This window comes from Lysinibacillus sphaericus, assembly GCF_001629735.1.
Lineage (GTDB): Bacteria > Bacillota > Bacilli > Bacillales_A > Planococcaceae > Lysinibacillus > Lysinibacillus pinottii.
Genome location: NZ_CP015224.1, coordinates 2,282,313 through 2,303,301, shown reverse-complemented (window position 1 = coordinate 2,303,301; position 20,989 = coordinate 2,282,313). Strand labels below are relative to the sequence as shown.

The following is a 20,989-nucleotide window of genomic DNA, read 5'->3' as shown; positions in this document are numbered from 1 at the left end:
CATAAGCTAGCGTTATTTTTTATGCCTAAAATCCCAAACGCTTGGGAATTTGAATATTAAATAACGTAAAAAAGAGGCTCACATATAGGAGCCTCTCATCACAGAATAAGAACAAGTGTTCCTATCCGATATTCATTATTACATATCGGAGGGGAAAAAGCTATGCAATTTTTAGATTTTTTTGCAGGTATTGGCGGTTTCAGGCTAGGCATGGAACAAGCTGGACATACCTGTGCAGGTTATGTCGAGTGGGATAAATTTGCACGCAAGTCATATGAAGCTATACACAACACAGAAGGAGAGTGGACTGCACATGACATTACAACAGTTTCAGACGAAGAATTCAGCAAATTTAGAGGGACAGTCGATATTATCTGCGGAGGATTTCCATGCCAAGCATTCAGCGTTGCTGGAAAGCGACAAGGATTTGAAGATACTAGAGGAACATTGTTCTTTGAAGTTGCACGGGCAGCTAAACAAATCCAACCACGGTATTTATTCCTTGAAAACGTTAAAGGGCTATTATCTCACGACAAAGGGAAAACGTTCGGAATTATCCTCGATACGCTGGATGAGCTTGGGTATGACGTTGAATGGCAAGTGCTTAACACTAAAGACTTCTCAACTAAAGAACGTCCAACACCACAAAATCGAGAACGAATTTTCATTGTCGGACATCTTAGAGGAACAAGTACCAGAGAAGTATTTCCTATCGGACGAGAAAGTGAAGGCTCTAATAGCAAATCAAAAATAAAAATCTTTGGTAGCACTCAAAAGAACATTAATACAACACTTAGTCAAAGGGAGTTAGTTTACGACTCTGATGGCGTTGTAGGATCATTGATGGCTACAGATGCTAAAAACCCTAAGCAAGTTGTTATTCGAACTGTAGGGAAGTTACCTGGTAAACACGAACAAACAAATCGTGTGTATCATGTCAAAGGTCTTAGCCCTACATTAACTCAACCACCTGTGCCTAAAATTTGTTTACCAGTTCTTACACCTGACCGTATAGAAAAAAGACAAAATGGTAGACGTATCAAAGGACCAGATGAACCTATGTTTACAATTACAGCACAGAATCGTCATGGTGTGGCTATTAAAGAGGCTACTACAAAAGGCTACGATGTGGCTTATCCAGGTGACAGTGTGAACTTTAGCGTCCCTAACTCAACAACTCGTAGAGGACGTGTAGGAAAAGGGATTGCTAACACTTTGGACACTGGATGCCAACAAGGTGTGTTAACAGATGAATTTCGTATTAGACGACTTACGCCTTTAGAATGTTGGAGGCTACAAGGTTTTCCAGACGAAGCATTTAAAAAGGCTACAGACGTAAATTCAGATTCACAATTGTATAAACAAGCTGGCAATTCTGTGAGTGTGCCAGTGATATATGAAATAGCGAAACGACTTTAAGCACCCCTGAAATGAGGGTGCTTTTTAATTTGACGAAAAAGGATGGAATTATATGGACATTACACAAATTATTCAACACCCTATTTTAGTATTAGTACCAAAGCCAATTTACTACATGTTTGCTGCTTACTTTTTATTTAAGATGCTCGACTTTACAACAGGGTTGCTAAAAACTTGGAAAGGAGTAGTGAATTATAAATCAGCAATAATGCGTGATGGTATTATTCGCTGGATAAGTGAGTTAGTAGCAATTGTCTTTGTATTTGCTTTAGATATGATGTTTGGACTTGAGTTTTATTTAACAGGCTTCACGCTTGCACTGTTCTTATATAAAGAAGGTGGAAGTATTGCGGAAAATCTGCAAATGTTAGGTGTAGATATGCCAGGGATAGTTGATGAAACAATCGAAAAGTTTAATAAAAAAGAAGGTGATCGCAAATGACATATAAAATCGAGAAACGTCTAATGACTGGACTACCTAACTATAATTTAACTGCTATTAAGTATGTTATTGCTCATGAATCAGGAAATTCAAAGAATTGTGGTCCTAATGCTTTAGAAAATGAAATTGCTTATATGAACCGTAATAAAGCTAATGCGTTTACGTCTCACTGGGTAGGGGGCGGAGGTAAAATTGTACAAGTTGCGCCAGTTGGCAAGTTACAGTATGGTTGTGGTTCAAAAGGAAATCCACTTAGTTACGCACAAGTAGAGCTTGCTCGTACAAATGACAAAGGTCAATTTAAAAAGGATTACGCAGCTTATATTTGGCTGTTAAGAGAGCTTGCAAAAGAGGCTTGCATACCTGTTGTGTTAGATGGGACAGGCAACGGTATTAAGTCACACCGTTGGATTACGGACAATTTAAAAGGCACGACACACAGAGATCCTTATTCATATTTAGCGAGCATGGGGATTACAGAGGAACAATTCAAATTAGACATTAAGAATGGTTTAGAAGAAGTAAAAGAGGTACAGGAAGCTAAAGTCATGCTTAATGATGCTAAGACAATCCCTGCTGTGATTATTGATGGTAGGACACACGTTCAAGTTCGTGATTTAGCTGAGCTATTAGGATTGAAACTTGTTTATAATAATGAGAGTAAAATAACAAAATTGTATGAAGTAAAATAATATAAGTGCATATGCAACTCAAAGGCCTGTTACCTTTATTGGTAATGGGCCGTTTTTTATTTCCAAAATTTTCACTTGATAAAACACAAACATTTGTTCTAAAATAATACAAACGAACGTTCTCAATGAGAGGTGTGAAATGATGAAAGAACAACTAATTAAATCAATGCAACGTGACCAATTATTAAATATGATGTACATGGCCAAAGATGGGACAGTGTCAAAAAGACGTATCAAGATTATTAAAATTGTTGGTAATTCGTTTCAAGCATATTGTTTTACAAGGCAAGCAAAACGAACATTTATGATTGATAGTGTGTTGGCGGTTGTTCCGGTCATTCACAAGGATCGTTCTGTTGTATGTTGAAACCTGAACAACGGAAACTTTTTCATAAATTTTTAATTCTAGAAATGGCAGTACAATCATTGCAACGCGACTTCCCTGTAATTGAAAATTTGAAAATGAGTAAAGTTTATTTATCAATCCTTGATAAGCTATTAAAAGACATAACACAGGATTACTACAATTCAAAAAGGTTGTTAGCAAAAGACAAAATAAGATTAGTAAAGGTAGAAAAGATAGATGAGTATTTTAGCGATGTGCATATAGCTACAGCTGGTAATGATGTTGTACTGCGCTACGCTAATATGGCTTTGAAAACTCAGGTAGAAAAATTATTAATTAGTCAGTTAGAGTGACCAGGTATGAGTATGAGTATCTGGTCTATAGTTTATAAAGTATTGGTACATTAAGTAAATTAAAGTATACTTTATAAATAAATACATATTAGGAGCGATGAAGCGATGGTTAAAGCCCTAAACTGCCCAAACTGTGCTGCAACTTTTAATCCTAAAGACTCTATATGTGAGTACTGTGGCAGTTACATCATCACATCAGAAGCAAAACAGTTAACATATGATTTAAATGAATTTAAACCAACCTATAAAAAAATCTTTTTCCATGAAATTGAGATGTGTGCAAATGAGTTGCCAATACGGTCAGGTATGGCGAATTTCTATTATAGTGCAACAAAATCAGATGGTGGCCGTTTGCTGTTAACAAATCAACGTCTTATTTTTTGTGCACATGCACTAAACATTAACCCTAATTTATATAGGGAAATTAGTTTGAAGGATGTAGATCGAGCTGAACTTGGCTTAAATCTTTTTATTTCGCAAAGAATTAAGGTTTTTGATGTGAAAGGTAATGAAACAACGTTTGTTGTTTATGGCGGGAAAACGTGGCTAGAAGAAATAGGACGTTGTTTAAATTAAAAGAGATGACCAGGTTCTCAATATCATTTGAGCACCTGGTCTTTTTTTGTACTTGCAAATTTATTCCCACAACATACAAAAAAACAGACAACCTTATTTAGTTATCTGCTACTTAATCTCAAACATTTCGTTCATATCTTTAATTTCAAGGGCTTGTAAAACTTTGGTGATGTGTTCACGATTTATTGAAGTTCTTCTATTAGTTGCAAGTTCGCTGATTACTGTACGTGTTAATCCTGTCTTTTCTGCTAACTCCACTTGTGACATTCCTCGTTCATTTAACACTTCTTTTAATTTAACTTTTAGTTCCATGATTTCACCTCTTTAATTATATTCTCCTTAAATCCCATTATACACAAATCCATAAATTTAATAAATAATTTTTATTAAATACTTGAATTATTAAATTTAATAATCTATACTCAAATCAATAAATAATGAAATTTAATAATTTTATTTATGCATGGAAATGAGGTGAAATACAATTGGCATTCGAATACCTAGCACAATACATAACATTCGATTCAGTAGCAAATATGGATAAGAGTGTGGAGGACCATATTGCGGTTCACTATTACAACTTAACAGAGTCAGAGCGAGCAATCGTATTTAAACTTGCATCACACAGCTTAGAATACACAGGTGTATGCCACTTAAAAGCGAGTACCATTGCTTCATCATTGGAAATCAGCACAAAGACAGTTTATCGATCAATGAAGAAATTAGCAGAGTTAGGCATCATTGAAAAAGTGCCAAGCACTAAATTAAACGGCATTAAAGGGGCTAGTATTTATCGCATTTTACCTTATGTCCCATCGAGCATGTCCCAACGAGAGACAGTCGGTGAAACTAGTAATGACGTGGTTTGTCCTCCACAATTTGAAAATCAAGCATCTAAATCTTTTAATCTTTTAAGTTCTAAACAAGCAAATAATATTATGAGTCTTGGCAATGAATTGGCTATGCAAGCTGAAAAGAAAAAGGAATACATGAATGAATATCAGATGATGCTATTTGATTTCATGAATAGCGTGCCTCTAGCAGATAACTTGAAAGATGAATTGCACAAAGTTGTATTAGCTGCACAGGTTCAAAATGCACCTGACTTTATAAAAGCTAAGAACGTGCTATTTAAAATTGCTATGGACATTAAAGAAGGTACTTTAACTGTAGCAAGTACATTAAGAGCCGTATTTGTAGGAGCGTATAACAAGGCTGTAGGACGTTCGAAAGTGAAGCCTGAAAATTCTTCATCTATAGAAGAAACACCTGTTAAAGAACGTCCAGTACCTTTCTACAATTGGTTAGAAGAACGTAGCAACTACCCACAAAATGTGGGTAGTTCACCAAGTAATTTAGAAAACTGGCTTGAATGGTGATTGTTTTGCACCCATGGAAAGAGGGGTACCTGAACAAATCGTGTAGGTACTTGTAAATTGCAGGTACCTTATATTTAACGACACATATATAACAAAGTCATAAAGTTTCAACTAGGGACAAATTGTCCTTCATCTAAATTTAGTCGCAATGAATTTTTAGAACCTATAGAGCCTCGTATGAGAGTGTATATTGTGAGTTGATTTTTATGCCCACTTGTATACCCGATATTGTGCCTGATTGAATGCCATGCGAGTATTGAAGTGGGCATAGATGAAATGTTGTTGTATCAATGGTTTGCACTTCATTTTAGACTGCTCATTACATGCGATTCTTACTATGTAAGAGAACCGTGACGCTGATTAAAAAAGAAAGGGTGAAAGTGTGCTGTTTGAAATATTAACAACTGGATTGATGGGTGGAATTGCATTAAAAGCTTTCTCAAAGAGTAGGGGTATGTCCTCTAATGATAGTGGGAAAATCCAGAGGATAATGTCACTCGCTGGATTAAACGTTCGTGATGGCAAGGATACATTAACTACGCAGCTTGTTAAGAAGAAACAGTTTGAATGGGGATGGGAATACAAATTCAGGATCCCCCTTGGACGTTCGTTCACTGATTATGAAGCCAAGCAACATGTCTTTGAGGATGGACTAAACAATCGCAGAAAAAATATTACCTTTAATGATTTACGACAACTGGATTTAAACAAAGACATTCTACTGCAACTTCAACAATTGTGGAAGGCAAAGCTGACGGAGCAAAAGGAAATTGAATTGACTTATGATGGTCTATTAATCGTGCGAGTGTACGATAAGCCATTAGAAAAAACAGTCCGATTCGCACCAGGTAATGGATGGAGAGTACCTGTAGGCGTTACTAGGGCTTTGAATGAGTTTAAGTATCATGACTTTGAAATGGTGCCACATGTAGTGTTAGGCGGTGCCACACGTTATGGGAAGAGTAACTTCATCAATTCAACTATCTGCAGTCTAGTGCAGTGTGAACCAGAGCACACAAACCTTTTTCTAATTGATTTAAAAGGTGGAGTGGAACTGTGCGACTATGAAAATATTAAACAAACGATTTCGATTGCTTACGAGCCTTACGAGGCCCTCCACACTTTACAAATGGCCTATGAAAAGATGAGAGATATACAACGAGAATTAAAGCACAGAGGAAAGAAGAATGTACAAGAGGCAGGCATAAAGGAACGTTACTTTGTAGTCATTGATGAGGTAGGCGAATTGAATGCAACAGAAGCAGTGAGGAAAGAAGAGAAACGTTTAAAGCTAGAATGCCAGACGATTATGAGCCAAATTGCAAGGCTAGGTGCCGGCTTAGGTTTTAGACTGGTTGTGGCCACTCAATATCCAACAACTGACGTCATCCCTAGACAGGTTAAACAAAATGCTGATGCAAAGTTATGCTTCAGAGTGCAATCAGGAGTTGCTTCAAGGGTTGTACTGGATGCAGAGGGAGCAGAGGCATTACCAATGATTAAGGGTAGAGCTATTTACCAAACAGCAGATAAACGAGAAATACTTCAAACACCACTCATCACACCACAAATTATCCACGATACTATCCAACCTCATATTGTTACGAAAGGGGAGCGCGTTGAAGAAACAGCTATCCAACCGAGACGAACAGATACTGTTACTTTTGAAGAAGTTTGATTTTATGACGCGCGATCAACTTAGTCGATATTTTAACCTTGGAAAAAAGCGTAATACAAATAGGGTCCTCCACAATTTATCTATTTACTTATCAGCTATTCGTGCTAGTTACGAAACAATTTATTACCTTAACAATTTAGGGCGACTGTATGTTGACTGTGACAAGATTCGCAGGAAAAACGCTCATGTCCAACATACAATCATGCGAAACGAATTCTGGCTATTTTATAAATGTCCACATGACTGGAAGAATGAAGTCAAAATATCGGATACCACTACTAGTATCGTTGTGGATAGCATGTTCTCACGAAATGGATTTCAACATTTTTTAGAGGTTGATAATATTCAAACGATGAAGGAAAATCGCGAGAAGATTAAGTGCTATAAGGAGCTCATGCCAAGCGTTGTAAAACAATTAGGTTATTACCCAACACTTGTATGGCTAACGACAACAGAATTGCGTAGACAGCAACTAGAAGCATCCTGTAGAGGGCTAAAGTGCAAGGTATACACAATCAATGAAATAAGAGGAGGAATATAGATGTTTAAAAAGCGTATTAGAACTGAGGTTGTACCTGCTAATGAATATACAGATTATAGTGATCGTTTCGAAGGTGATGAAAAGTATGCAACTTTAAGAGATGTAGCTTTGGCTGCATCAGTTCCTACATTAACAGCCATTGGCACAGGATTATTCATGTTCAACAAATTCAATAACACTTATTCCTCCACAGCTATACCTGTAAGTGCACCAGTACAACAAACAGTAGAACCAATTACTGCACAAATACCATCCACACTATCCACAATCCCTGTTAATACAATACCTCAACATACTGGAATCATTGCTGATAAGTCGTTAGAAATACTGGCAACTGCTTTAGATCCTGTTGTTCAAATATTAGTAGCGATTAGTTTTCCTATAGCATCGGTGATCATGGTAGGTGCATGTTTCTTCTTCATGCTTGGAAATTCTGAAAAAGCGTGGTCAATGATTATGAATGCTGGTTTAGGTTATGTATTGATAAACCTAAGTCCATTGTTTTTAGAAATCTTAAAGACAATAGGAGAGGCGATTTAACATAAAAAGTAGTGAATTAGAGGGAAAAATCCAAGGGGGTGAGACGTTGATATTAATAGGTTCCTACGCAATCATATTATTGTTTACTACTCCACAACCTAGAGTATGGAAACTCACGATTTTTGATCGCTCGTTACTCATAATGTATATCATCCTTTCAACTTCACATTACCTTGTGTTTCTTCTCATTTTAAATTATTTTGTAGTGTACTTATTTTAGATACGTGATTTATGATAACATAAACCTTTTAAAATCAATACTTTAAAGATTTTTTTATGCTTGTTTTTGTCCTCTTTTTTTAAAGGACTAATTGTTTCACTAGGGGGTAAACTATACTTATGTAAAAGTTGTTCAAGGATTCTATTACTTGAATGGACACTCATTATAGCTAATAATTAAGAGCTACATTCACAAGGACAACACCAACAATCTTTTTAAATAGAAAGAAATTAGACGACAACGTGAAAAAATGGTATGATTCGAAGAGGTACGTACATCTTGATTGAAGAAGGAGCGTTAAAAAATGGAACAAAATTTTGCGCGTATGATCGATCATACATTATTAAAGGCTGAGGCAACAAAAGAACAAATTGAAAAACTATGTGCAGAAGCGAAGCAATTTAATTTTGCCTCTGTATGTGTAAATCCGACTTGGGTGAAACACAGTAGCGAATTATTACAAGGATCAGACGTGTTAGTTTGTACGGTAATTGGATTCCCTCTTGGTGCCAATACACCAGCTGTGAAAGCATTTGAAGTAAAAGATGCAATTGCGAACGGTGCAAATGAGGTAGATATGGTCATTAATATTGGCGCATTGAAAGATAAAAATTATGACCTTGTACAAGCTGACATCGCTGCAGTTGTGCAAGCAGCTAAAGGCAGCGCACTTGTAAAAGTCATCATTGAATCATGTTTATTAACAGATGAAGAAAAAGTAAAAGCATGTGAGCTTGCTGTGGCAGCTGGTGCTGATTATGTAAAAACATCTACTGGTTTTTCAACTGGTGGCGCAACAGCAGCAGATATTGCCCTAATGCGTAAAACAGTAGGTCCTGAACTTGGTGTTAAAGCCTCAGGCGGTGTTCGTAGCTTAGAGGATATGAAAAGCATGGTGGAAGCAGGAGCAACTCGTATTGGTGCAAGCTCTGGCGTAGCCATCATGAATGGTTTAATAGCAGATTCTAATTATTAATAATTTCTTTATGGATATTAAGCTACTAGCTCTGTAAGAAGCTAGTGGCTTTTTTGCATGTAGAATAATGCCTACTACCATCACATATACTCCACTGATGATTTTGAATATAGAAAGGAGGATGTCATGTTTACGCAGTATAAGTATTGGAAGCCCTATATTAGTCCCTTTGATCCCTGCAAGCCCATCGAAGTAAAGTATTATGCTACGCCACCACAATTATATATGGGCTTTCAACCACCTGGACTCCCCCAATTCCAAACCCCGAGAGAGACACTTAGGGCGGGAACACTATGGCCACAATTATTTAGCCCCTATCCATTTCTGATGAAAAGGAGGGAGAAAGCATGACTAAAAAGATGTCGCCCGAATTTTATACCTTACTTGAAGAAATACAGGCAATTGATTTCGTCATCGTTGAGTTAAATCTCTATTTAGATACACATCCACATGACTATACTGCTATTCAACAATTTAATGAAAACACCGAAAAAAGTATGAAGCTCAAAGTAAATTTTGAACAAAAGTTTGGTCCATTAATGAATTTTGGACGAAGTTATTCAGATTATCCTTTTAATTGGGTTGATACCCCATGGCCGTGGCAAGTATAACAAATCATTAGGAGGAATTTATTCTTGTGGTATTATGAAAAAAAACTTCAATACCCGGTAAAGGTTAGTACTTGTAACCCTATGCTTGCTAAGTTTTTAATTGAGCAATATGGAGGAGCTGACGGGGAATTAGCAGCAGCCCTTCGTTATATGAATCAACGCTATACGATTCCTGATAAAGTGGTTGGATTATTAACAGATATAGCGACTGAAGAGTTTTCCCATTTAGAAATGATTGCTACGATGATTTACAAGCTTACAAAAGATGCTACGCCAGAAATGCTAAAAGAAGCGGGATTAGGGGACCATTATGTAAATCATGACAGAGCTTTATTCTATCAAAATGCTTCTGGTGTGCCATTTACAGCAACTTATATTCAGGCAAAGGGGGACCCAATAGCAGATTTATATGAAGATATTGCGGCTGAGGAAAAGGCGCGTGCCACCTATCAATGGATTATTGATTTATCTGATGATACCGATTTAAATGACAGTTTGAAGTTTTTACGTGAACGTGAAATTGTCCATTCTCAACGTTTTAGAGAGGCAGTAGAAATTTTAAAAGATGATAGGGATCAACAGAAGATTTTCTAAGAAAAAGTGGCTGGCTGTATCAAGGGGTCTTGAAACAGCCTTTTTTGTTATTGTATGTTTGAAAAAAAAGCGAGATCTTTTCGATGACCAATCATCACTAAAATATCTTCCTGTTCCAAGTTTTGCTCAGGGGAAGGGGAAATAATGATGTCTCCTACTCGAACAATGGCAATAACACTAACGTTATATTTCGCACGCAAATCTAAATCTCGCAGATTTTGCCCAGCCATTTTTGAAGGGATCATAATTTCTTCTATACTATATTCCTTAGACAATTCGATATAATTCAGCATATTCGGAGACAATAGCTGATTTGCCACGCGCTCTCCCATATCTCGCTCGGGATAAATAATCCAATCAGCACCTACTTTATCCAAAACCTGCCCATGTCTTTTACCAAGGGCCTTAGCAATAATTTTTTTTATCCCTAGTTCTTTTAATAGAGATACCGTTAAAATACTTGACTGCATATCGTTACCTATAGCCACTATAACGCAATCAAAATTTCCTATACCAATAGAGGTTAAAGCTTTTTCTTCAGTTGTATCAGCTACTACAGCGTGGGTAACATAGGGTTCTGCATCCTCCACTCTTTCTTCGTTAATATCAATTCCTAAAATTTCCTGTCCAGCTTCGTGGAGCCTGCGGGCAACGCTTGTTCCGAATCTTCCTAGGCCAATAACTGCATATTGTTTAATAGCCATAGCTATAGCACACTCCTCTAATTTTGTTATCCAATCATAATATTACCTTTAGGATGTCGAAAGGCTTCTGTTTTTCGTCGTTTTGTAATAGCGAAAGCAATGGTTAATGGACCTAGTCTTCCAGCAAACATCGTTAAAATAATGAGAATTCTACCAGTAGGGGATAACTCAGGTGTCAACCCCATCGAAAGACCGACAGTACCAAATGCAGAGGTTGCTTCAAATAAATACATCATGAAACTATGACGTTGTTCAGTAATGCTAAGAATGATTGTCACCACAACAACGATAAGTACGCCACACATTGTGACAGTCAAAGCCTTTAAGATAGTCTCAGTGACAATTCTACGTTTAAATAAAACAACATCTTCTTTTCCACGGATTTGTGACCACATTGTAGCAACTAATACTGCGAAAGTTGTTATTTTTATACCACCTGCAGTGGAACCAGATCCAGCTCCAATAAACATTAAGAGAATTATTAAAAATAATGTAGAATGTGTTAAGTCACCGATAGCCAGTGTATTGGAACCTGCTGTTCTTGGTGTAACAGCTTGGTAAAAAGAACCTAATACTTTGCCCCATTCAGTTAAAGGACCAAGTGTTTTATCATTTCCAAATTCAAACAAAAATATCAAAATTGTAGCGCTTACCGTTAAAATAATTGTAGACGCTAAAACAATTTTTGTATGAACGGAAAGTCTTTTAGTAACTCGATATTCATATAGTTCATTCATGACAATAAACCCCAAGCCTCCAATTGTAATGAGCACGCAAATTGTTAAAACGACGAATGGGTCATCTACATAAGCTGTCATTCCATTAAATCCGCCCATTAAATCAAAACCTGCATTATTGAAATTAGAAATTGCATGAAAAAAGCCAAAATACACAGCTTTTCCTATAGGCATATCAAAAGAAAAACGAATCGATAAAATAAGACCACCAATTATTTCAATCAATGCTGTAAAGAGCAGTATTCTCTTTACTAATTTAACAAGGCCAGCAATGGAAATATTATTAAATGCTTCCTTAAGCAAAAGTCTTTCTTTTAAAGATATTTTTTTCCCGAGTAGTAAAAATAACAATGTTGCAAATGTCATGAATCCTAAACCACCAATTTGGATTAGGCATAAAATGACTACTTCTCCGAAAACTGAAAAAGTATCACCTGTATCGACAACAATTAATCCCGTTACACAAGTTGCTGATGTAGCGGTGAATAATGCATCTAAAAACGAAAGTCCTTTTCCATCTTCTGTAGAAAGAGGCATCGTTAAAAGAAAAGTCCCGATGATAATAATAAGTGCAAAGCCAAGTACAAGAATTTTGGGAGGATTTAATGTGTTTCTAAAAGTGTTCATCTTGTTCTCCTCTATAGATGTTAAATTACTTGATTTTAAATATGCATAAAAAAAGACCAACTAAAAAAGCATGTAAAGAATAGGAGAAAACATGCTAATAGGTGGTCGAATAGGACCTCCTTCGCTTTAGCCGACGAAGTTAGCTGACGGGTAGGATGGCGAAAGAGTTTCTCATCCTTTCTGCATGTGCAGAATTAACCCCAATATATTGGGTCCTCCGTTCTCAATGTTTGAGATTTGGCCAGTATTAAATTGAATGTGATTATTCTACGCCCATATTCTATTTTTTGTAAACCCCTATATGAATAGAAAAATACAATTATTTTTTTATTGGGAGCCAAATTTGCTCTTCGAATTCCAATTAGAAATAAAACCAAAAATTCACTTGATATTTTCGCACACTTTCTATTGACCATTATTAGACAATACGATATAATTTTTTAGTACACAACAGAAGGTGATTTGCCTAAATTGTGTATTGACGTGTGTTCGGAGGGAGGGAAAGAGAGATGTCAAAAACTGTCGTTCGCAAAAACGAATCGCTTGAAGATGCTCTTCGCCGCTTCAAACGTACTGTATCAAAAAGTGGTACAATTCAAGAAGTTAGAAAGCGCGAGTTCTACGAAAAACCTAGCGTAAAACGTAAAAAGAAATCAGAAGCTGCACGTAAACGTAAGTGGTAATTTAATTTCCCATTAAAAATCCCTACGTTCATAACACGCAATCGTATGATTCACTGAGCAGACAAAGATATACCTGGAATTAATTACAGATGTAATTAATTTCAGGTATTTTACATTGCTCGATTTACGTACATATGAAAAAGCCGGATGGATATCAACTAGATTCATTCGGCTTTTTTGTGTAATACTAAGTTGTAAGCAACATGTACAAATAGTCGAAATAATTTTTCAGATATGTGAAACTTTTTACATGTTTGACCGTATATACAGAGGAGAAGCATGTTAGAAGGGAGGGAAAAAGGTGCGAAAACGGAGAATCCTTAGCTATTTACTAGTAATATGGATGACTTTTTTGTTAGCGTTTCCATTAACTTCGGCGTTTGCAAGCAGTAAGGTCTACCACGTTCCTATTCATAATGAAGTAGAGCGAGGGCTTCACGCATTTTTAGAACGAGCTTTTAATGAGGCTAAAGAAAACAATGCGAAAGCGATTATCTTAGATATACATACGCCTGGCGGATTTGTAAATGCAGCAAGTGATATCGCCATGCTTATGGATGCAACGGATATATGGACAATTGCTTTTATTAATAAGGATGCCCATTCAGCAGGAGCTTTTTTAGCCTTACATGCGGATGAAATCTACATGGTGCCCAATGGAACAATCGGTGCTGCAGCGGTTATCGATTCAGCGGGTAATACAGCTGATTTGAAAGCAAATAGTGCGTGGCTTGCTCAAATGTCAGCAGCAGCAGAGACATCTGGTCGAGATCCAAAGTATGCTTTAGCAATGGCTGATTCCAATTATGAATTGCCAGAGTATCGTGCGGAGGGAAAAAATTTATTAACGCTTTCAGCATCGGAGGCATTAAAGGTCAAATACTCAGAGGGTACCGTGAAAAATTTTCAGGAACTTTTAGAGAAAAAAGACTTACAAGATCGTGATGTCGTTTCAATCGAACCAACATTCTCTGAGAAATTAGCTCGGTTTATTACAAATCCAATTATTGTTCCAATTTTATTATCCATTGCAAGTCTAGGTCTTGTCATGGAGCTCTATTCGCCAGGATTTGGCGTTCCGGGTATAATGGGATTATCAGCGCTTGGTTTATTTTTCTTTGGACATATGGTTGCGGGCTTTGCTGGCTATGAATCCTTATTGTTATTGATTATTGGTTTAGCACTTGTAGTGGCAGAGTTTTTTGTTCCTGGTGGAATTGTCGGTATTTTAGGTGGTGTGCTCATAATACTAAGTTTATTACTGGCAGGTGCAAATATTATGCAAATGATAATAGCAATTCTCATTGCGCTTGTAATAGCGATTATAGGAATGGTGATTCTGATGAAATTTTTCGGGAAAAAACTGCATGTCTTAAACAGGCTGGTGTTAATGGATGCAACTACGACAGAAGAGGGCTATGTCTCCAACGTCAATCGCACAGAATTGTTAGGAAAAGTAGGGACTACACTTACTCCTTTACGTCCAGCGGGTACAATGGTTCTTGACAGTGAACGCATTGATGTTGTATCAGAGGGTGGCTATGTCGATGCAAATAAACATGTAGAAATTATTAAAGTTGAAGGCTCACGTATTGTCGTGAGACAAACAAAAAAAGAGATGGAGGAATAGGAAATGGGTTTTGATTTAGCATTAATTGGTCCTATAGCTGGACTGGTTATTTTATTTATTGTACTAGCGGTATTCTTTACCTTTGTACCAGTAGCACTATGGATTTCTGCACTGGCTGCAGGCGTCCGTGTTAGTATTTTCACATTAATTGGGATGCGCTTACGTCGTGTAATTCCGTCTCGAATTGTAAATCCGTTGATTAAAGCACATAAAGCAGGTTTACCTGTAACGATAAACCAGCTTGAAAGCCACTATTTAGCTGGTGGTAATGTAGACCGAGTTGTCAATGCATTAATTGCTGCACACCGTGCGAATATTGAATTATCCTTTGAGCGCTGTGCTGCAATTGATTTAGCTGGGCGAGATGTACTTGAAGCAGTTCAAATGTCTGTAAACCCAAAAGTGATTGAAACACCATTTATTTCAGGTGTAGCAATGAACGGGATTGAGGTAAAGGCTAAAGCGCGTATTACCGTACGTGCCAACATTGAGCGTTTAGTTGGTGGTGCTGGTGAAGAAACTGTTATTGCCCGTGTAGGGGAAGGGATTGTTTCTACAATTGGTTCAGCAACTAGCCATACGGAAGTATTAGAAAATCCGGATATGATTTCACAAACCGTTTTATCAAAAGGTTTGGATTCTGGAACAGCCTTTGAAATCTTATCCATTGATATTGCTGATGTAGATATCGGTAAAAACATTGGGGCAGAATTACAAATTGAACAAGCGCAAGCAGATAAAAACATTGCTCAAGCAAAGGCTGAGGAACGTCGTGCAATGGCTGTAGCTAATGAGCAAGAGATGATTGCCCGCGTCCAAGAGATGAAAGCGAAAGTAGTAGAAGCAGAAGCAGAAGTACCTCAAGCGATGGCAGAAGCATTACGCTCAGGTAATCTTGGCATAATGGATTATATGAACTATCGTAATATTCAAGCTGATACGGCTATGCGTGATTCCATTTCAAAAGTAAGTAACGATAAACCAGAAACAAACGAACCAAATGTTTAAAAACGGAAAGGAGCAGAACTAACATATGGAACAATTAATTATTTTTGCAATAATTGCCATAGTCAGCTCTATTTTCGGAAAATCAAAAAATAAAAAACCACAAAAATCAATGCCTCCTTTTAATAATAAGGACACACGTGTAGAGTCACCTGTGCTTGAAGAAACTCCACAGCATCATCAAAAACCACAAAGTTTTGAAGATTTTGCTCGAGAATTTATAGGGGATTGGATTCCGGAAAATGAAAAGGTTCAAGAGACTAAGAAATTGGTTGAGGAACAAGTGACGAAGGAAGTCCCAAGCTATGTTGCGCCACCTGTCATTCCAGCGGATGTGCCAAAGCGCTCGTTTATCCGAGAGCAAAAAGGACGATTAGCAGCTGGGAAAGAAGAAGTGAAAGTAACTGGGACACATTCTCCTTTTCAAGTCCCGCAATCTAAAAATGCTCTCATGCAGGCTGTGGTAATGGCTGAAATATTAGGCCCTCCAAAAGCAAAAAGAAAATAACTAGCATGTCCTCCTTTTTCGATGCATATATTGCCGAAGAAGGAGGCATTTTTTTATGAAAAAATTATTTCAATTAACGCCACTACTTGAATTGTCAGAATATGAATCATTAAAAATTATTGGACCTTACCGTTTTATTCATGCAGATGCAACGACCTGTTCGTTTGCTTATGCAGATTATCATATTACTGTTACGGCTGATTTGGTGAAAATTCATGCACTAAAAGAAGAAATGCTTCATCTCTCTGTTGAAAACTTACAAGAGATTCATATGAAAATGACAAAGAATATGGGTGTGAGTTAAAATGTGGAATAATCGGCCAATCATTATACGTATAAAGCGCCATGAAAATGTTCATCCTTTTATTCAAGCATTGCACGCACAACATGTTCCTTTAAAGCGTGTCGTCTTTAGAGAACAAGAGGTTTCGTTTGAAACAACGATGCATCATTTACCTAAAATTCGTCGTATACGAAGAGGCTTTCGCTTGAAAATGGCTGTATTTTACGCCGATGAGCAGCAAGTTTTTCGAGCTCAGGTTTGGACTTTGCTTGGTCTGGCTTTAATGATTGCCATTCCAATACTTGGTGCGCAGGTGATTTGGAAGGTAGACATTGAAGCAGCAACACCAGAACTGGAGCAGCGCCTAGGTAAAACGTTTCATGATACCTTTCAAATAGAAACACCGCTTTCTAAAAAAAATTTACCGTCTAATACGGTTATTCGCCAAAAGCTGTTAGAACAGCATCGAGAGCTCTCGTGGGTGCATATTGAAAAAAATGGAGGGCGAGTTGTACTAAGGCCACAGGAATCTCCTAAACAAACGAAGCAGGCAAATGAAAAATTAGCGTCGCAATTAGTAGCAACCAAAAGTGGTATTATTACTCACTTTGATATCCAAAATGGCGAGCGGAAAATTTCAGTGAATGATACAGCCTATGAGGGGGATGTTCTTGTTAGTGGCGTGATTGAAAGTGGAGCGGATTATGTTTTTGTCGGCGCAAAGGGCGAGGTTTTTGCAGATTATTGGCTTGAATGTACCTTTAAAATTCCTACAAAAATTACAATGGAAACATTGCAACAAAAGCAATGGCGCGTTTTGGTGAAAGGTATTCATCAAGAAAAGGTTGATTATGTGCAAAAAAAGGATTTACCGAATTGGCTAGACCCTTATGTTTCAATTGTAGAGGAGCAGCAAACGAAAACGATGCAGGTGGAGCTTGATGAATCGAAAATCGAGTCTTTACTTATCCCGCTTCTTCATGAAAAAGTAATACGTTCGTTACCTGCCAAATCAATCATCAAAAAAGAAAACCTTTTACAGGCAAAGTGGGGTAATGGTACAGTTGAAGGGAAAGTTCTATTTTTAGTCAATGAAAACATTGCAAGTCCAATACATGGCCTACAAGGAGAATGATTATGTCAGAACAGTTAACTGTATTACAAGTGGATAATCCAAACGAAGCGGTTATGCTACTCGGAATTTCCGATGCAAATATGAAGCTAGTTGAGGAAGCACTTAATGTTCATATCATTACCCGTGGTGAACAAATTCAACTTGCGGGTGAAGAAAGTGCTAAGGAACAGGCAACATTTCTGCTGCATGCATTATTGAAGGTCATTCGCAAAGGAATTAATATTGATCAACGTGATGTAACGACAGCTATTGAAATGACTCAAAAAGGTACCATTGAATATTTCGCAGAGCTTTATGATGAAGAAATAGCACGCACGACCAAAGGTAAACCCATTCGTGCAAAAACAATTGGTCAACGAGAATACATACAAGCAATCCGTCATAAAGACGTTGTTTTTGGTATTGGTCCAGCCGGTACTGGGAAAACGTATTTAGCGGTAGTCATGGCAACGCAGGCACTTAAAAATGGGCATGTCAAGCGTATTATTTTAACTCGTCCTGCTGTTGAAGCAGGAGAGTCTCTAGGGTTCCTGCCAGGTGATTTAAAGGAAAAGGTAGATCCTTATTTAAGACCTCTCTATGATGCCTTAAATGATATCTACGGGGCTGAACAGACGCAACGATTAATTGAGCGCGGGACCATTGAAATTGCACCATTGGCTTACATGCGTGGCCGTACACTAGATGATGCTTTTGTTATATTAGATGAAGCACAAAATACAACTCATCAACAAATGAAAATGTTCTTAACACGACTAGGCTTTGGTTCGAAAATGGTCATCACAGGTGATAAAACACAAATCGATTTGCCTAAAAATACGGAGTCTGGCTTAATCGTGGCAGAACGCACATTAAAATATGTAAAATCGATTCATTTCCAAGTGTTAGAACAAGGTGATGTCGTCCGCCACCCAATAGTAGCCAAAATCATCCAAGCCTACGAAGAACAGCAACTTTAGAATGGCAAAGCCATTCTAAAGTCTGCCCCGAAAGCGAAGCGACAGGGGCACCGTGTTTAAAAAAAGTCTGCCCCATGACTGTGATTTAAGAAAATGATCAAAATATGGAAAAAAATGTGACAGCTATACGAATTTGTATAGCTGTTTTTTGCTTTCTTATACATTTTTCGAGAAAAATGTATGTTGAATTGGTATGATAGTAGGTAGATAGAGGAGGTGCCAGATGGAGAAACAACTTCGAAAATTTACTGAGCTTATCGGTTTTCGCTATTTTATTATCATCATTCTCATTTTAACAGGATGCCTACAATTTGGCTTGATGTATGGCAATGTTAAAGGAGTTACATATGATTTCAAACCTTTACAGCTAGCGCCTGAAACCGTACGATCTACTAAAACAATAGAAGATACCTACAAGACACAACAAGAGCGGGAAAAAGCCGCAAATGCAGTAGGCCCGGTCTATCAATTTTCGGAGGATGTCGCCAAGCAGCGAGCAGCGATTGTCACATCGTTATTTGATTATGTACTAGAGGTAAAAAAGGATGTGGCCAATAGCAAGGAACCAATTGCAATTGCCGATCAAGTAGGGCAGCTTCGCAAAAAATTTGAATCGCTCGATGAAGATCAAATGCCACTCATCTTTACGGATTCACAGCTAGAAGGACTATTAGTGCAAAGCGATGAGGATTTAAATAGAACAAGTATCCAATTATCCAAAACAGTAGAGGAATACTTACAAAAATCCATTCGACCTGAAAATGTCTTTGTCGCTCAAAATGACTTTGAGACGAAGATTAGAGGACAAAGAGGGTATCCCGATAAAATATTCAATACGGTTGTTTTAATTGGTCGTACAAGTATCATTGAAAATGAAACCGTTAACGAAGAGCAAACAAAAATAAGAAGAGAGCAAGCGAAGGAAAGCGTTGAGCCTACAAGAATTTTACAAGGTCAGATTATTGTGCAGGAAGGCCAGATTATTGATAAAGAGGCATTTCGACAATTAGAGCTTTTAGGGATGATTAGTAATCAAGCTTCCTTAAAACCGATTGCAGGACTCATAATTTTAACACTGCTCCAAATGGTGTTTATGTATATTTTATTCGAGCGCTGGGAGGCTAACGAACGGAAAAAACGTAATGCATTGTTGGTAACAGTGATTGTTTATAGTTTGTCCATCGTGCTAATGAAATTCATTAGTTTAGTTTCTGGCGGGTTTGATGTGACCATTGCCTTTCTTTTCCCAACAGCATTGGCTACAATGCTTGTGCGCCTGCTGGCAGATGATAAAGCCGCAGTGCTTGTTACAGTCATGACTGCTGCTTCAGCTGGCGTTATTTTTCAAGAAGGCTATTCATCCGTTATGCAAATGGAAATTACGCTTTATATCATTTTTGGAGGGTTTGCAAGTTTATTCTTTTTACGTAGTGTTGAAAAGCGCTCACATATTTTACAGGCAGTTGCGGTTATCTCCCTTGTGAATATGGCGTTTATCGCCTTTTATTTATTAATGACACAATCATCCTATGGTTTACCAGAATTAGTGTTTTACTTTGTTGCAGCCATGTTATCTGCATTGCTTTCTGGAGCGTTGACAATGGGGCTCTTACCATTCTTTGAGTCAGCATTTAGTTTATTATCGTCATTACGTTTAATTGAGCTATCGAATCCGAATCATCCATTACTAAAAAAATTACTAATGGAAGCACCAGGAACATATCATCATAGTGTAATGGTCGCAAACTTAGCTGAAGCTGCCTGCGAAGAAATAGGAGCAGATGGTTTACTAGCACGTGTAGGGTGTTACTATCATGATATCGGAAAAACGAAGAGACCCGCTTTTTTCATTGAAAATCAGATGTCAGGTATTAATCCGCACGATTCATTGCCTCCTGAAACAAGTGCAGAAATTATCATTGCCCATACAACTGACGGTGCTGACATGTTAAGACGCTATAAAATGCCTCAGGAAATTATTGATATTGCGCTGCAGCATCATGGGACAAGTCTGTTAAAGTTTTTCTTGTTTAAAGCGAAAGAACAAGGGAAATCCATTGAAGAAGCTACTTTCAGATATCCTGGTCCTAAACCGCAAACAAAGGAAGCGGCCGTAATAAGTGTGGCAGATAGTGTAGAGGCAGCAGTGCGTTCAATGAAAGAGCCAAATTCTGAGAAAATTCATAAGCTAGTAAGAGCTATCATTGACGATCGAGTACAAGATAACCAGTTTGATGAATGCGATATTTCAATAAAAGAGTTAAAATGTATAGAGAGAGTACTTTGCGAAACATTGAACGGAATTTTCCATTCACGTATTGAGTATCCTAAGGCAGATAAGTAGGAGGATC

Annotated in this window: 25 protein-coding genes and 1 riboswitch; of the genes, 22 read left to right on the top strand and 3 right to left on the bottom strand. The window is 37.5% G+C overall.

The genetic code is table 11. The features are described from left to right. Window positions 1–162 precede the first annotated feature (162 nt). The 6 genes from dcm to A2J09_RS11215 all read left to right on the top strand — a co-directional run bounded on the left by dcm (window position 163) and on the right by A2J09_RS11215 (window position 3,828). Window positions 163–1,419, top strand: coding sequence for a DNA (cytosine-5-)-methyltransferase (gene dcm / locus A2J09_RS11240; RefSeq protein WP_012295274.1), 1,257 nt, complete (start codon window positions 163–165; stop codon window positions 1,417–1,419). Between the two features lie 52 nt (window positions 1,420–1,471). Next, entirely contained in the window at window positions 1,472–1,861 is a 390-nt protein-coding gene (locus A2J09_RS11235; protein ID WP_012295273.1) for a phage holin family protein, read from the top strand. Next, window positions 1,858–2,553, top strand: coding sequence for an N-acetylmuramoyl-L-alanine amidase (locus A2J09_RS11230; RefSeq protein WP_080695220.1), 696 nt, complete (start codon window positions 1,858–1,860; stop codon window positions 2,551–2,553). The genes A2J09_RS11235 and A2J09_RS11230 overlap by 4 nt, the downstream gene beginning before the upstream one ends. A gap of 142 nt (window positions 2,554–2,695) precedes the next feature. After that, window positions 2,696–2,920, top strand: coding sequence for a transcriptional regulator (locus A2J09_RS11225; RefSeq protein WP_036162852.1), 225 nt, complete (start codon window positions 2,696–2,698; stop codon window positions 2,918–2,920). Further along, window positions 2,914–3,252, top strand: a complete 339-nt coding sequence (locus A2J09_RS11220; protein WP_036162175.1) for a YhjD family protein — start codon at window positions 2,914–2,916, stop codon at window positions 3,250–3,252. Before A2J09_RS11225 ends, A2J09_RS11220 begins: the two co-directional genes overlap by 7 nt. Before the next feature lie 105 nt (window positions 3,253–3,357). Continuing rightward, window positions 3,358–3,828, top strand: a complete 471-nt coding sequence (locus tag A2J09_RS11215) for a hypothetical protein (RefSeq protein WP_012295269.1) — start codon at window positions 3,358–3,360, stop codon at window positions 3,826–3,828. 108 nt (window positions 3,829–3,936) lie between these two features. On the opposite strand, the gene A2J09_RS11210 is transcribed toward A2J09_RS11215, so the two are convergent. Beyond that, window positions 3,937–4,140, bottom strand: a complete 204-nt coding sequence (locus A2J09_RS11210) for a helix-turn-helix domain-containing protein (RefSeq protein WP_012295268.1) — start codon at window positions 4,138–4,140, stop codon at window positions 3,937–3,939. A 173-nt stretch (window positions 4,141–4,313) separates the two neighbouring features. Between A2J09_RS11210 and A2J09_RS11205 the strand changes: the two genes are divergently transcribed. The 8 genes from A2J09_RS11205 to A2J09_RS11170 all read left to right on the top strand — a co-directional run bounded on the left by A2J09_RS11205 (window position 4,314) and on the right by A2J09_RS11170 (window position 10,367). Continuing rightward, on the top strand, window positions 4,314–5,207 hold the full coding sequence (locus A2J09_RS11205; protein WP_036162170.1) for a helix-turn-helix domain-containing protein: 894 nt from the start codon (window positions 4,314–4,316) through the stop codon (window positions 5,205–5,207). Window positions 5,208–5,589: 382 nt separating this feature from the next. Further along, on the top strand, window positions 5,590–6,885 hold the full coding sequence (locus tag A2J09_RS11200) for an FtsK/SpoIIIE domain-containing protein (protein ID WP_036162167.1): 1,296 nt from the start codon (window positions 5,590–5,592) through the stop codon (window positions 6,883–6,885). Window positions 6,886–6,889: 4 nt separating this feature from the next. Continuing rightward, a complete protein-coding gene (locus A2J09_RS11195) occupies window positions 6,890–7,426 on the top strand; it encodes a replication-relaxation family protein (RefSeq protein ID WP_012295265.1) in 537 nt (178 codons plus the stop codon). Then, window positions 7,427–7,966, top strand: a complete 540-nt coding sequence (locus A2J09_RS11190; protein ID WP_012295264.1) for a hypothetical protein — start codon at window positions 7,427–7,429, stop codon at window positions 7,964–7,966. A 524-nt stretch (window positions 7,967–8,490) separates the two neighbouring features. Then, on the top strand, window positions 8,491–9,162 hold the full coding sequence (deoC, locus tag A2J09_RS11185) for a deoxyribose-phosphate aldolase (protein WP_012295263.1): 672 nt from the start codon (window positions 8,491–8,493) through the stop codon (window positions 9,160–9,162). 126 nt (window positions 9,163–9,288) lie between these two features. Beyond that, a complete protein-coding gene (locus A2J09_RS11180; RefSeq protein ID WP_036162165.1) occupies window positions 9,289–9,513 on the top strand; it encodes a spore coat associated protein CotJA in 225 nt (74 codons plus the stop codon). Further along, on the top strand, window positions 9,510–9,773 hold the full coding sequence (locus A2J09_RS11175; protein ID WP_012295262.1) for a spore coat protein CotJB: 264 nt from the start codon (window positions 9,510–9,512) through the stop codon (window positions 9,771–9,773). Before A2J09_RS11180 ends, A2J09_RS11175 begins: the two co-directional genes overlap by 4 nt. A 24-nt stretch (window positions 9,774–9,797) precedes the next feature. Continuing rightward, window positions 9,798–10,367, top strand: a complete 570-nt coding sequence (locus A2J09_RS11170) for a manganese catalase family protein (RefSeq protein ID WP_031417041.1) — start codon at window positions 9,798–9,800, stop codon at window positions 10,365–10,367. Window positions 10,368–10,414: 47 nt separating this feature from the next. On the opposite strand, the gene A2J09_RS11165 is transcribed toward A2J09_RS11170, so the two are convergent. Then, on the bottom strand, window positions 10,415–11,071 hold the full coding sequence (locus tag A2J09_RS11165) for a potassium channel family protein (RefSeq protein WP_012295261.1): 657 nt from the start codon (window positions 11,069–11,071) through the stop codon (window positions 10,415–10,417). A gap of 26 nt (window positions 11,072–11,097) precedes the next feature. Beyond that, on the bottom strand, window positions 11,098–12,435 hold the full coding sequence (locus tag A2J09_RS11160; protein ID WP_036162163.1) for a TrkH family potassium uptake protein: 1,338 nt from the start codon (window positions 12,433–12,435) through the stop codon (window positions 11,098–11,100). Between the two features lie 113 nt (window positions 12,436–12,548). Continuing rightward, window positions 12,549–12,688: riboswitch (cyclic di-AMP (ydaO/yuaA leader) on the bottom strand. Between the two features lie 256 nt (window positions 12,689–12,944). Between A2J09_RS11160 and rpsU the strand changes: the two genes are divergently transcribed. From rpsU to A2J09_RS11120, 8 genes are all read left to right on the top strand, one after another. Further along, on the top strand, window positions 12,945–13,118 hold the full coding sequence (gene rpsU, locus A2J09_RS11155; RefSeq protein WP_004227078.1) for a 30S ribosomal protein S21: 174 nt from the start codon (window positions 12,945–12,947) through the stop codon (window positions 13,116–13,118). A gap of 301 nt (window positions 13,119–13,419) precedes the next feature. Continuing rightward, window positions 13,420–14,748 (top strand): NfeD family protein, encoded by a 1,329-nt coding sequence (locus A2J09_RS11150; protein ID WP_031417037.1) that lies wholly within the window; start codon window positions 13,420–13,422, stop codon window positions 14,746–14,748. 3 nt (window positions 14,749–14,751) lie between these two features. Beyond that, complete coding sequence (gene floA / locus A2J09_RS11145; RefSeq protein WP_008179446.1) at window positions 14,752–15,756, top strand: flotillin-like protein FloA; 1,005 nt, start codon at window positions 14,752–14,754, stop codon at window positions 15,754–15,756. 25 nt (window positions 15,757–15,781) lie between these two features. Beyond that, entirely contained in the window at window positions 15,782–16,261 is a 480-nt protein-coding gene (locus tag A2J09_RS11140; protein ID WP_012295257.1) for a YqfB family membrane protein, read from the top strand. 55 nt (window positions 16,262–16,316) lie between these two features. Continuing rightward, window positions 16,317–16,565 (top strand): hypothetical protein, encoded by a 249-nt coding sequence (locus A2J09_RS11135; RefSeq protein WP_012295256.1) that lies wholly within the window; start codon window positions 16,317–16,319, stop codon window positions 16,563–16,565. Window position 16,566: 1 nt separating this feature from the next. Then, window positions 16,567–17,679, top strand: a complete 1,113-nt coding sequence (locus tag A2J09_RS11130; protein ID WP_012295255.1) for a sporulation protein YqfD — start codon at window positions 16,567–16,569, stop codon at window positions 17,677–17,679. A 2-nt stretch (window positions 17,680–17,681) separates the two neighbouring features. Next, window positions 17,682–18,638 (top strand): PhoH family protein, encoded by a 957-nt coding sequence (locus A2J09_RS11125; RefSeq protein ID WP_031417032.1) that lies wholly within the window; start codon window positions 17,682–17,684, stop codon window positions 18,636–18,638. Window positions 18,639–18,861: 223 nt separating this feature from the next. Beyond that, window positions 18,862–20,982: an HD family phosphohydrolase gene (locus A2J09_RS11120; protein WP_012295253.1), complete on the top strand. Its 2,121-nt coding sequence runs from the start codon at window positions 18,862–18,864 to the stop codon at window positions 20,980–20,982. Window positions 20,983–20,989: the final 7 nt, after the last annotated feature.

Bases quoted from the DNA above. Each gene is read 5' to 3' on its own strand.
- A2J09_RS11130 (WP_012295255.1), top strand. From the start codon at position 16,567: ATGTGGAATAATCGGCCAATCATTATACGTATAAAGCGCCATGAAAAT.
- floA (WP_008179446.1), top strand. From the start codon at position 14,752: ATGGGTTTTGATTTAGCATTAATTGGTCCTATAGCTGGACTGGTTATT.
- A2J09_RS11225 (WP_036162852.1), top strand. From the start codon at position 2,696: ATGAAAGAACAACTAATTAAATCAATGCAACGTGACCAATTATTAAAT.
- A2J09_RS11135 (WP_012295256.1), top strand. From the start codon at position 16,317: ATGAAAAAATTATTTCAATTAACGCCACTACTTGAATTGTCAGAATAT.
- A2J09_RS11215 (WP_012295269.1), top strand. From the start codon at position 3,358: ATGGTTAAAGCCCTAAACTGCCCAAACTGTGCTGCAACTTTTAATCCT.
- dcm (WP_012295274.1), top strand. From the start codon at position 163: ATGCAATTTTTAGATTTTTTTGCAGGTATTGGCGGTTTCAGGCTAGGC.
- A2J09_RS11235 (WP_012295273.1), top strand. From the start codon at position 1,472: ATGGACATTACACAAATTATTCAACACCCTATTTTAGTATTAGTACCA.
- A2J09_RS11180 (WP_036162165.1), top strand. From the start codon at position 9,289: ATGTTTACGCAGTATAAGTATTGGAAGCCCTATATTAGTCCCTTTGAT.
- A2J09_RS11220 (WP_036162175.1), top strand. From the start codon at position 2,914: ATGTTGAAACCTGAACAACGGAAACTTTTTCATAAATTTTTAATTCTA.
- deoC (WP_012295263.1), top strand. From the start codon at position 8,491: ATGGAACAAAATTTTGCGCGTATGATCGATCATACATTATTAAAGGCT.
- rpsU (WP_004227078.1), top strand. From the start codon at position 12,945: ATGTCAAAAACTGTCGTTCGCAAAAACGAATCGCTTGAAGATGCTCTT.
- A2J09_RS11175 (WP_012295262.1), top strand. From the start codon at position 9,510: ATGACTAAAAAGATGTCGCCCGAATTTTATACCTTACTTGAAGAAATA.
- A2J09_RS11190 (WP_012295264.1), top strand. From the start codon at position 7,427: ATGTTTAAAAAGCGTATTAGAACTGAGGTTGTACCTGCTAATGAATAT.
- A2J09_RS11125 (WP_031417032.1), top strand. From the start codon at position 17,682: ATGTCAGAACAGTTAACTGTATTACAAGTGGATAATCCAAACGAAGCG.
- A2J09_RS11195 (WP_012295265.1), top strand. From the start codon at position 6,890: ATGACGCGCGATCAACTTAGTCGATATTTTAACCTTGGAAAAAAGCGT.
- A2J09_RS11165 (WP_012295261.1), bottom strand. From the start codon at position 11,071: ATGGCTATTAAACAATATGCAGTTATTGGCCTAGGAAGATTCGGAACA.
- A2J09_RS11120 (WP_012295253.1), top strand. From the start codon at position 18,862: ATGGAGAAACAACTTCGAAAATTTACTGAGCTTATCGGTTTTCGCTAT.
- A2J09_RS11210 (WP_012295268.1), bottom strand. From the start codon at position 4,140: ATGGAACTAAAAGTTAAATTAAAAGAAGTGTTAAATGAACGAGGAATG.
- A2J09_RS11160 (WP_036162163.1), bottom strand. From the start codon at position 12,435: ATGAACACTTTTAGAAACACATTAAATCCTCCCAAAATTCTTGTACTT.
- A2J09_RS11140 (WP_012295257.1), top strand. From the start codon at position 15,782: ATGGAACAATTAATTATTTTTGCAATAATTGCCATAGTCAGCTCTATT.
- A2J09_RS11230 (WP_080695220.1), top strand. From the start codon at position 1,858: ATGACATATAAAATCGAGAAACGTCTAATGACTGGACTACCTAACTAT.